Here is a 9610-nt window from a genome sequence, read left to right as displayed (position 1 = left end):
AACGGCCCGCCGTCTTTAGGAATTATCCTAAAAGCCAGCAGGCCGCGTAAATTAAACACTTAAAGCCAAAAAAGCAACGCCAATTTTTAGCAGGTACCGGAACTCCCGAAACCGCCCTCTCCGCGTGCTGTCGGAGTAAACGATTCGACTAATTTGAAGTCAGGAATACCCACCGGCACGAACAGCAGCTGCGCCACGCGATCGTTGTTGGTGATGGTGACTGGCTCAGCACTGCGGTTCCAGATGCAGACTTTCAGCTCGCCCTGGTAATCGGCATCGATGAGGCCAACCAGGTTACCCAGCACCACGCCTTTCACGCCCAGACCGCTGCGCGGCAGGATCATGGCGCACCAGGAGGCATCGCCAATGTTGATGGCCAGGCCGGTACCGAGTACTACCTGCATATCAGGTTCAATGGTGACTGCCTCGCAGCCGTCCAGCTGCACACGCAGATCCACAGCTGCAGACATTTCGGTGGCGCGCACCGGGACAGCAGCTGCAGGGTTAATAATTTTGATTTCAACAGGCAGTTTCATGCGGAACCTCTATCAGGTGAATGTGGTTATACCAGGTATCTGGCTCAGATTCGTCCAGGTCGAGAGTGATCATCTCGTCCAGTTCAGGGCCCAGCTCGGGCAGCTCGTACATCTCCTGGAGCAGGAGGTCACAGTGCGCAGTTGCCGGCGTGTTACTCGGCGCCGCAAAGGCTACCACCGGGTGCACATACCAGAATGGATGATTCCAGCCTACCCACAGCATGGGGATGATTACGTCTTTCAGGGTCATACATTCCTTTGAGCAGGCCGTAGGCGCTGAGGTATGCGTTGAATTCAGTTACGTGCAGCGGTACCCAGTCCGGTACGTGCCAGACCGCAGCACCGTGATAGCCCGTGACAAATCCCGTCTCCAGGGCGTCTTTTAGGATAAATCCCAATGTCATAAATCACACCTCATAATTCATACTTATTACTTCACACTGATGAATTCACAAGTATGAGGGAATCATGATCACAATCGTAGGGTGCAACAAAGGCGGGGCAGCCAAATCGACCACAGCCATCAATATCGCTGTGGCGCTCTCCCTGCGTGGAGCGGACGTGTGCCTTGTAGACGCGGACGCGCAGCGGTCCGTGTCGAAATGGTACGCGAACCGCGAAAACGCAGGACTCAGTGCCGGCATCACTCTCGTGGAAAAAAGAGACAACATCTCGCAGACGCTGCGCTCCCTGAACGAGAAGTTTGACCACGTCATCGTTGACGTCTCCGGCCGAAACAGCCGCGAGCTGATCACCGGCTGCACGGTTGCCCACCAGATTATCGCCCCGCACCAGTGCTCACAGCTCGACATGGAAACGCTCCAGGAGCTCGAGCAACAGCTGGTGGCCATACGTGATCTGAACCCCGATCTGAAAGCCTGGGTCTATCAGGCTATCGCCACCACTAACCCGGTTATCAAGGGTAACGAGCGGCATGAGTTCCTCGAGTTCGTCAGTGATATTGCCGGTGTTGTCCCGCTACAGAGCGTGAGCAGCTACCGCAAGATTTACCGCGACGTCATTCCAGAAGGGAAAGGCGCCGTTGAAAGTGATAACGAGAACGCCAAGAACGAAGTTCTGGCGCTGGTGGAGGAGGTATTCGGTGGCGCTTAAAAAACTACAAAGGGCTGCTGCGCCGGCAGTGAGCTCAGATGCAGCTGACCGTCTGGCAGATCGCCTGGCGGACCGTGCGTACGGAGAGGAGAAGCCCGAGCCAGAACAACTGACCCGGACAACCATTTCCCTACCACAGGACATGCTCGATAAGCTGGAGAATACGGCTATCGCCAATAAGCGTGCGAAACACGATCACAGGAGCGTCAGCGCCATTGTGCGCGCCGCGGTTGAGGATTACTTCATACTTCACAAATAATAATTATGAAGTGTGAAATCATACTTCACACTTCGTAATTCATACTTCACACATTGCATACAGCGCATCGACGGCCTGGTACACATCCTGCCCGTCGATGCTGAACCGCCTGAACAGGCTGCTGCCGAGCCACTCCGGACAGAAGTTATGGTCCATCGCCGACTCACCATCCGCGAATGTCCTTTTCGAGCTGAACAAAGCGTTCACGACGCTCCGGGTTTTCGCAGGCATAGATATCGTCCATCACAGTGTTGAGTGTGTGCCAGAAAAAATAATTCCCGCTCTGGCCAGCTGCACGGTAGGGTGCGTTCACAACGTGCGCCATTGTGTCGCCCAGCTGCCGCTCCACTTCCGATTTCCTGGAACCTTCGCACACTGGTCCCCAGAATCGAAACGCCAGGTACCCCATGCTGCGCCCGGTAAACAGCGCGTCTGTCAGGATGTCACTCAGTTTGGTCACATTGCCCCCTGCAGGTTACTCAGTGCCAGGGATAGCTTCCGGGCGAATGCCGTGTAAGTCCAGACAGGGTGCTGGGACACATGCGCATCAGATTCAGCCCAGAGGTTATGGATTCGGGAATTGACACATCGCTCCGGGCCGATGGCCCGAATCTCGTGTCTTCCCTCATCCCGGGGTTCACCAGGCTGGTAATACAGCATCTGGTAAATCAGGTCGCATAGCCGCACATGCCCTCCACGATTCTCATGAGCTGGCGCGCCTGGTGCTCAGCGTATTTCTCTGACGCCTTCGGGCACACAGCGAGCCAGGTTTGTTCGATAAATATTCCCCAGCCGCCGGTGTAATACGCGCGGCCATGCATCAGCGAGAGAACGTCGGTACAACGCAGATCAGTTCTGCAAGATCCCATACAGCGTTAAATCCTATGGTGGGTGGGCAAATCAGGGGGAAGACAACTTTCCAGTCCCGGTCGTCGAGTACCTGGGGCATGAGCAGGAAGATTTCATAGGCTCTCATGCACACCCCGATTGGCACAGAACTCACTGAGATGGATTGCCGCAACCAGGCAGAGCTGGGCTATCCGGGAACCGTTGCCAGTGACTGACCGGACAGCAGGGCACCAGACCTCAGACCAGGCATCGATGTACTCTGGCTCATCCAGAATGGTGATTAATTCGACTATCCGCATAGCTCTCTCAAAATATTCAGAATTATTTCAACGGAGATTTTATCGTGTTTTGTGGCTGCAGAGATGATTGTGTTGAAGGTTTGATCGTCAGTGTTAACAAACACTTGGCGGATCAGATCACGCAGGTGCATAGAGGATCTTTCCAGTAGTTGCCAGATCACCAGACGTAAAAAAGCCCCGTGACATAATCACGAGGCTTAGTTACATTCGTATCCGCAGGTACTTGCTAGGCGCTGGAATGGCCCTGAGTAGAGAGTTCCCCAACTTCCTACTCACCATCCACCGAAACCTAACGGATGCTGACGTAGCAATCACATCCTAGCAAGCGCAGGAAGGCTTGTCACCTCCGGCGGACTCCCCAAAACCGAAACCAGACATTAACTCATCCCTGCAAGTAAGACTCTAAGGACTGAGCCCCGGTCTCCGACAGGATAAACAGGTTCACGTGATATGGTCCCTGCCACCAAAAGCAGGCTCTGTCACCGTCTCGCCGTACGATAACAGGTACCTGATAAAGTTAGAGTTTTACCAATGATTGCACTCTCTGCTGGCTGACCCTTAGGGTCAAAAGATAAGTGACTGACGTGGTCGCTTCGCTCCGGGTTGATTAATATCACCTTGGGGGCATTAGGTAAGCTATGCCGTTTTTTAGGATTAATCCGAAACAGTTTCACTATGCAAACAAGCGAACCCAGGCGCATATTACGCTGGGATAGTTAACTCGATGAGGGTACAGGAATGGCACAATTGGTTGAATTTTGCATGTTCAGTACGAGCTTTGGCAGGGTCATGTGCAACGTCTCGCCCGGGTATTCCATGAGGCAACATGCTGCCCAGACGTCTATCCAGGCTTCGAGATGATCCTCATGATCAAACTGGTTCAACAGTTCAACGAGTCGCATAAACCCTCGGCAAATGTCTCGATTTCAAACGTGACGTTGTGACCTATTCGCGCCAGACAAACCACGTAATCCTGTTTGTCGTCGAGCGCCTGCAGCATGCTGACTATCACTTCGCGGAGTGTCATGCTCCCTCCCAGCGCATCAGCCAGAACCAGACGTCTTTGCAGTCGCGGTGCCGGCTTTCCAGAGGCTCCCAGATTTCGGTGTAGTTATGCTCGTCTGCGTCCCACTGCATGGCGATCAGGATGTCGATGACGTGCATATGGCCTCCTGAAAAAAATAATGGCCATCCCCGAAGGGATGACCAGTGGTTATTACGACAGCCAGATTTCGGCGAGCGCCCAGGCGACAAATGCGCCGGCCGCTAAGAACATAACCACTTTGCGCAGCGTGAAGACTGAGCTGCTGTTTTGTACTGACTGTGTTGCTGTTTTCATCAAGGATTTCCTTACGATAATGGGTATTCCGCTTCCAGGATCGCCTCATGGAGGTCGTCTGAGAGCTTGCCAACTGTGATTGTCATTCCGGTAATCTGGCTCGCGATATCGCTCATCATGGTGCTGCGGGCGATCTGCGAGAAGATTTCGATGTAGTGCCAGCGCACCCAATTCATGTAATTCGGGTGGCATTTGAAGCAGTCGTGAACACAAACCAGGTGAAACGGCTTGTGCTGACTCAGGGAAGAAAGCAAACACTGCAATTCGAGGTGCTCCTCGGCGCTCAGGAGCCCGTAGTTCTCCTGGTCGAGGTATTCCACTAGCACGAGACTCATGAAGCCAGAGGCCCGCATACGCGCTATAACGCGCTGTAGCTGCTGATCCTTGCGACGATCTTCCCTTGTACCTACATCGAGCCATGAGAGGCTCTGCAGGGCTTCTACGGCCTTACGGTCGTAGTTGCACCGGCGTCCCATCTCACGGACAACCAAAGCGTCCACTGAGTGGGTTACGTTGGCGACGAGTGATATACCACGTTCAGTGCCCTGATTTACATAGAATTCTACGTTTACAGGCTGATCCAGGATAAATACCTCGGTCACCAGCTTCTCTTTGACTTTAATTACAACGTCCACGCCATCCGCCAGGGTCCAGGAATGGTCCTCTGCGAACGGCTGCCACAGAGACTGGATATCGTCACGCAGGGCGCGGACGCCTGGCAGGATCACATCCTGCATCTCGTAGAAGCAATTGAGCTTCGGGGTGCCTTCGCCAAACGCATCCTTAGGCTGCCGCTGGCTGCCGTACATCGAGGTCATCAGCGCGTTCTTAACGATTTTGCGGATCAGGGTACCGACGGTGCTGAGCTTCTCGTTCATCCACGCGTAGGCGTTGGTGTAGACGTCCTGGCGTTTCTTACCGGTCAGGCCGCAGTTGGCGGCTGACGTTTTGCATCCGGAGAGTGCGGCCAGGATCTGAATGCCTGAGGCACACGCGTCATGGCCAACCATGTAGCCGGACGGGATACCCGCCAGGGTATCGCGCCAGGCCATCACGCCGGCGAGGAACTGTGCTGGCTCCTCTGCGTCACGCACAAGGGATTCCAGATGATGCTCGTTCTCTCTGAACCAGTTCAGACGGACATCGTACTGTTGGTCGTCCAGACCAAAGTTGTTGGCGATGTCGATCATGAGGTACTGCTTGCCAGTGAAGTGCTGCATTTGGAATCTCCAGTGATAAGTAATAAGTGTGAAGTATGAATTCACAAATAATAGGTATGAAAAAGGGAGCCACCTGGGCTCCCTCTTTAAATCAGTAGGTTAGGCTTAGTCGGTAATGCGGCCGAGGATACGCGCGACGTTGTAGTCGGTGTTCAGCTCGGTGGCGATGTCTTCATCTGACTTACCAAACAGCGGGCAGTTGGCCATGTTACGGCTACCGTCGGCATTGCCTTTTTCGCCGGTACATTCGACTGAGCACTTCGGGTTCTTTGAGCAGAAGTGTTTCTCCATTTCTGCCGGGATGGTCTTAATCAGCTGGGTGATTTTGATCAGTTGCTCAATACGGGTTAAAGCCATTTTTTACGTCTCCATGAAAATCGATAGTGGTGTATCGCTTGAAAAATTTGAACAGCAAAAAGGACAGTTGGCACAGTGAACGGGGATCGCCTTGCACTTTGTCTCGGCGCCTATGCGCACTGCGTGGCAGGGTTCCCACAGCTCATCGAAACCAGTGTCCTTTCTGTTCTGGTGATGCATTAAAACTAGGATTTCTCCTATTTTCATTTGTGGCTCCACCGCGTAAGGCGGCACAGTCTACGCCTGTTCGTAGATTTCCTCCAGTGCGGCTAATAGTTTGTCCTCTTTTGGGTAGTAGATTGCCGCCAGAGGGCAGGCTGCGCACCGCATGAAGTCGCAGGTGTCGCCGGCGGGATTGGTCTGCAGCAGGTTGCAGACCGGGTGAGCGAACATCTTTCCGCTCGGGCTCCCGTAGTTAGCGACGTGTTTGATGGCCAGCAGTACCTCAGCAGTTTTCATTTCAGCTCTTTCTTTCTCGCTTCAATTGGATCTATACTGTATGGACATACAGTGGAATGGACGACCAAAATGGGATTCCCCTCACCAGCAACGGACTACGCCGAGCGCAAGTTATCACTTAATGAGCTGTGCTCCACGCACCGTTCATCAGTTTATCTTTTCAAATCCGGGCTAAACGCGCCGGAAACGGGGATATTCGAGGGATCGCTGCTCGTCGTTGACAGTGCATTGAAGCCATCAGATGGGAATGTGCTGGTGGCCCGGATTGGGAATACATTTCGTATTGTCCGATACCGCTCGAGCCCGGTCCCTGGTCTGTGGGATCTGACCACACCGGGCCAGCGGTTAGCGGCGGAGCTTGAGGAGCTGGATGGGGATGTGACCGTCTGCTTTGGGGTAGTGACTCACTGCATTAACGCAATGCGGCGATCAGCCCACTAAGAGGCGCGCTTTGGCGCGGACAGCTTCGAGTTCTGCTGCGGTGGCTTTGCCCTTGGGCTTAGCGTCGCGGGCCTTCCAGTCCAGATTACGGATCTGGTCTGCCAGGGCAACGTTAGCGGGTGCGCCGGCGATCGGCACTTCAAAGGGGTTACCTTTGATTTTGGTGGTGAGCGGAACACATACCATCATGCCAATGCGGTTGTATACCGCCGGGCTAATGACCAGCGCCGGCCTGCGGCCAGCTTGCTCATGCCCGGCTTGAGGAGTGAAGTCGAGCCAGAGGATGTCTCCGGCATCGGGAATGAAGGGCATTACCAGATCTCCTTACCTTGAGCTTCTCCAAAGTCCACTTCGCCATGCGTGTTCTCAGGCGTGACCTGACTCATCAGCATATCGAGGGTGACGATGTTGCGCGCTGGTTCAATTACCAGACGCGGTACGTTATGGGCATCCTTCTGGATAGTGACCTCGACTTCTTCGTCGATATCCATCTCCATCAGAGCCATGAGGTTTGCGGGGATCCGCACTGCTGGGCTGTTGCCCCAGCGTTTGATTGTCTGGCGCATAGTGATTCTCCGTTTATACATTTGTATAGACATTACCCTTTTTTGGGCAATGTATCAACAAACGTATCTACAGGTGGGAGGTATTGTTGTTGCCGATCAGCTGCCAGATGAAGTCCTCTATGAACAGATAGGGGTTATCCCAGCCCAGAATCTCAGATGCCTGGCGGCGCAACGCAGCGGGCAGGACTTCCCCGGCGAGTGCGACCTCATCCAGGAGGATCAGCAGCTTCACTCCACCAGCTCCGCGTCGGCCAGCTCGAGTACCGCTTTCGCGTAGTCGTTGCCCTGATAGCTGACGTGGTAGCCCTGGCAGTAGGTGCGGCCGCGCTTATCCACCTTGTGGGTGAGGTAGAAGCGGTTGCCCTCGTTCACCAGGGTGGCGAACACCAGCATGCTGTCCTTCTCGAAGCGCTCGAACGCCTCGACGCGTTTGCGGTAGTCCTGGAAGTTCTCATCCTGCTTTGGCCGATCGAGGCTCTTACGGCTGTTGCGGATGGTTTTGATGACGCGCTGATTGAGCGCCAGCGGCACCCGGTTGAACCGGTTGATGCTGTCCAGGCCGATATCACCCTCGTGGTGGTTGTCCTTGAGGATGAGCGAGTCATTGCGCTGGTTCAGGTACCCGCTGCCGCGGTTACCGGTTACCGGCTCAGGCTCGACGATCATCGGTGGAAGGTACTGATACTGGTGCATCAGCGCCTTCACATCAGGGCTGACGTCGAACACCACGATGAAGGTCAGGGTCTGCGGGTCGAGCATCAGCAGCTCGGTGTTGACCGCGAGGTACTCCAGCGCGCTGGCGGTCTGCTGGTGATCGCCGTCGAAGAAGCGCGCCAGGATGCCCACGAGCACGTTGGCTGGCGCACGGCGGTGCAGCACCAGCTGAACCAGCACCTCGACGACGAAGCCGTCTGGCAGGCCCAGGCTGTTGATGATCTGCATGATTTGGGGAGTGGTGGTGAATTCGTTGCGGAGCAGGGGGAGGGTCTGGTACTTGGCAAAGCGCTGTTCAATGAGCTGCTGGGTTTCGTATCGCATCGTTCAGTATCTCCACAATATGTCGGTTACCGCTCAGCATGGCGACCTTTGGGCCGGCGAGCGGACAGTTATCACAGGTGACGAAATCACAGTTCGTGAAGCCGCACAGGTCGTTGCCGTGCGGGAGCAATTCAGAGTGGAAGGCTTCATTCAGGATCTGCGTAAGTGTCATGCGGTAGTTTGCTTATTAGGTGAGTTGAGGTATCGAAGCCGGGGAGGCTTTGGTTCATCGGACAGTTGCAGCAGGCGATTTGCACGCAGCTGAATGTCCGACTCTGGCACAGTGATGTCGCAGCGTTATCAGCGATCAGCTCATACAGCAGGCTGGAAAGGGTCACTCTGTAGCACCTTCAGGAGATGCTGTTTGCCGGCGTTGCCTGCAAATTCCAGGGGGCAGTCCTCGCAGTTATCTGCAGGGCAGTCAACGCTCACGCACAGGGTTGAGGTCTGTACGGTCTGGGCCTGGCGGAGCAGGCCGAGCATGGCAATCAGCTTATTCGTTTTCAAATCACTTTATCCAATAACAGGATCTGGAGGACAGCGTCACGCAGGTACCGGAATGGCTTCATATCCACGTAGTAGAACTTGCTGGTGGACAGTCGCTGGATCAGGTGCAGGCGCGTGCCGGTAGATACACTCCATTGCTGGGTACGGCGGTCATAATGGACCTTGTACCCGAAGCCTTGCGGCTTCTCCTTCACTTCATTTCCGGTCATATCATTACGATCGGAATTGACGATGTGCATAGCCATCTGGCGCATAGGTTGTCTCCTGAAATAGAACAAAGAAAAAGCAAAAACCAACAGCGGCGAAGCCGCGGGGCGGGAATTTAGACGAAGCCGACAGAAAAAACCAGAATAATCTTAAATATTTTATGCCATATCCGTGATAATCCCGCGCGCGCGTACGAGAGGGCACTGATTGCAGATTTTAGACAGGGCACCTGTCGTGGGATTGGCGCCAATGGCGCAGTGGCGATCGCTGAGTTCACTGCACAAATCCCGGGGTTCTCCGGTACCGTCATCAGGGATGGGGTGTGACCGGATCAGGTTAAGTAGTTCAGTCAGTCGCATTGGCCAGGGCACTCACGTTGGCAGGTCGGATTTCCAGGGGGCAGTTGCGGCACTCTATAAG

17 protein-coding genes are annotated in these 9610 nt (G+C 54.5%); 3 read left to right on the top strand and 14 right to left on the bottom strand.

Annotation, left to right across the window (positions count from 1 at the left end; all coding sequences use genetic code 11):
• Positions 1–86: 86 nt before the first annotated feature.
• Together dut and BBA90_RS02365 are read right to left on the bottom strand one after the other, a co-directional pair.
• Entirely contained in the window at positions 87–536 is a 450-nt protein-coding gene (gene dut / locus BBA90_RS02370) for a dUTP diphosphatase (protein ID WP_065647753.1), read from the bottom strand.
• Complete coding sequence (locus BBA90_RS02365) at positions 520–786, bottom strand: hypothetical protein (RefSeq protein WP_065647752.1); 267 nt, start codon at positions 784–786, stop codon at positions 520–522. Before BBA90_RS02365 ends, dut begins: the two co-directional genes overlap by 17 nt.
• Before the next feature lie 218 nt (positions 787–1004).
• Between BBA90_RS02365 and BBA90_RS02360 the strand changes: the two genes are divergently transcribed.
• Complete coding sequence (locus BBA90_RS02360; RefSeq protein ID WP_065647751.1) at positions 1005–1649, top strand: division plane positioning ATPase MipZ; 645 nt, start codon at positions 1005–1007, stop codon at positions 1647–1649.
• Positions 1639–1908: a ribbon-helix-helix protein, CopG family gene (locus tag BBA90_RS02355; RefSeq protein ID WP_065647750.1), complete on the top strand. Its 270-nt coding sequence runs from the start codon at positions 1639–1641 to the stop codon at positions 1906–1908. The genes BBA90_RS02360 and BBA90_RS02355 overlap by 11 nt, the downstream gene beginning before the upstream one ends.
• A 163-nt stretch (positions 1909–2071) precedes the next feature.
• Here BBA90_RS02355 and BBA90_RS02350 read toward each other — a convergent pair whose 3' ends face one another.
• From BBA90_RS02350 to BBA90_RS02330, 7 genes are all read right to left on the bottom strand, one after another.
• Positions 2072–2368 (bottom strand): hypothetical protein, encoded by a 297-nt coding sequence (locus BBA90_RS02350; protein ID WP_065647749.1) that lies wholly within the window; start codon positions 2366–2368, stop codon positions 2072–2074.
• 1568 nt (positions 2369–3936) lie between these two features.
• Positions 3937–4083, bottom strand: a complete 147-nt coding sequence (locus tag BBA90_RS19270) for a hypothetical protein (RefSeq protein WP_167350657.1) — start codon at positions 4081–4083, stop codon at positions 3937–3939.
• Complete coding sequence (locus tag BBA90_RS19265) at positions 4080–4220, bottom strand: hypothetical protein (protein WP_167350656.1); 141 nt, start codon at positions 4218–4220, stop codon at positions 4080–4082. The genes BBA90_RS19270 and BBA90_RS19265 overlap by 4 nt, the downstream gene beginning before the upstream one ends.
• Positions 4221–4272: 52 nt before the next feature.
• Positions 4273–4395 carry a hypothetical protein gene (locus BBA90_RS19575; RefSeq protein ID WP_276203820.1) on the bottom strand — a complete coding sequence of 41 codons (123 nt, stop codon included), beginning with the start codon at positions 4393–4395 and terminating at the stop codon, positions 4273–4275.
• A gap of 11 nt (positions 4396–4406) precedes the next feature.
• On the bottom strand, positions 4407–5615 hold the full coding sequence (locus BBA90_RS02340) for a DNA-directed RNA polymerase (RefSeq protein WP_065647747.1): 1209 nt from the start codon (positions 5613–5615) through the stop codon (positions 4407–4409).
• 105 nt (positions 5616–5720) lie between these two features.
• Positions 5721–5972 (bottom strand): hypothetical protein, encoded by a 252-nt coding sequence (locus tag BBA90_RS02335; RefSeq protein WP_065647746.1) that lies wholly within the window; start codon positions 5970–5972, stop codon positions 5721–5723.
• A gap of 237 nt (positions 5973–6209) precedes the next feature.
• Positions 6210–6431: a hypothetical protein gene (locus BBA90_RS02330; protein WP_065647745.1), complete on the bottom strand. Its 222-nt coding sequence runs from the start codon at positions 6429–6431 to the stop codon at positions 6210–6212.
• Positions 6432–6500: 69 nt separating this feature from the next.
• Here BBA90_RS02330 and BBA90_RS19625 point away from each other — a divergent pair, with 69 nt between their 5' ends.
• A complete protein-coding gene (locus BBA90_RS19625) occupies positions 6501–6872 on the top strand; it encodes a S24 family peptidase (protein WP_075050695.1) in 372 nt (123 codons plus the stop codon).
• Here the strand turns inward: BBA90_RS19625 and mazF are convergent.
• The 5 genes from mazF to BBA90_RS02305 form a co-directional block, all read right to left on the bottom strand.
• Positions 6861–7184 carry an endoribonuclease MazF gene (gene mazF, locus BBA90_RS02325; protein ID WP_065647744.1) on the bottom strand — a complete coding sequence of 108 codons (324 nt, stop codon included), beginning with the start codon at positions 7182–7184 and terminating at the stop codon, positions 6861–6863. The two genes, BBA90_RS19625 and mazF, sit on opposite strands and share 12 nt — an antisense overlap.
• The gene (locus BBA90_RS02320; protein WP_065647743.1) at positions 7184–7438 is read right to left on the bottom strand and encodes an AbrB/MazE/SpoVT family DNA-binding domain-containing protein; all 255 of its coding nucleotides are present in this window, start codon (positions 7436–7438) and stop codon (positions 7184–7186) included. The genes mazF and BBA90_RS02320 overlap by 1 nt, the downstream gene beginning before the upstream one ends.
• A gap of 67 nt (positions 7439–7505) precedes the next feature.
• The gene (locus BBA90_RS19260; RefSeq protein ID WP_167350655.1) at positions 7506–7670 is read right to left on the bottom strand and encodes a hypothetical protein; all 165 of its coding nucleotides are present in this window, start codon (positions 7668–7670) and stop codon (positions 7506–7508) included.
• Positions 7667–8476, bottom strand: a complete 810-nt coding sequence (locus BBA90_RS02315) for a hypothetical protein (protein ID WP_065647742.1) — start codon at positions 8474–8476, stop codon at positions 7667–7669. The genes BBA90_RS19260 and BBA90_RS02315 overlap by 4 nt, the downstream gene beginning before the upstream one ends.
• A 503-nt stretch (positions 8477–8979) precedes the next feature.
• A complete protein-coding gene (locus BBA90_RS02305; protein ID WP_206099881.1) occupies positions 8980–9237 on the bottom strand; it encodes a hypothetical protein in 258 nt (85 codons plus the stop codon).
• Between the last annotated feature and the right edge of the window lie 373 nt (positions 9238–9610).

The sequence above is a fragment of the Pantoea eucrina genome (assembly GCF_001691555.1).
In the GTDB taxonomy this organism is placed as follows: Bacteria; Pseudomonadota; Gammaproteobacteria; order Enterobacterales; family Enterobacteriaceae; genus Pantoea; species Pantoea borealis.
Note: the sequence above shows the minus strand (reverse complement) of the source record. Positions and strands in the feature narration are given on the sequence as shown.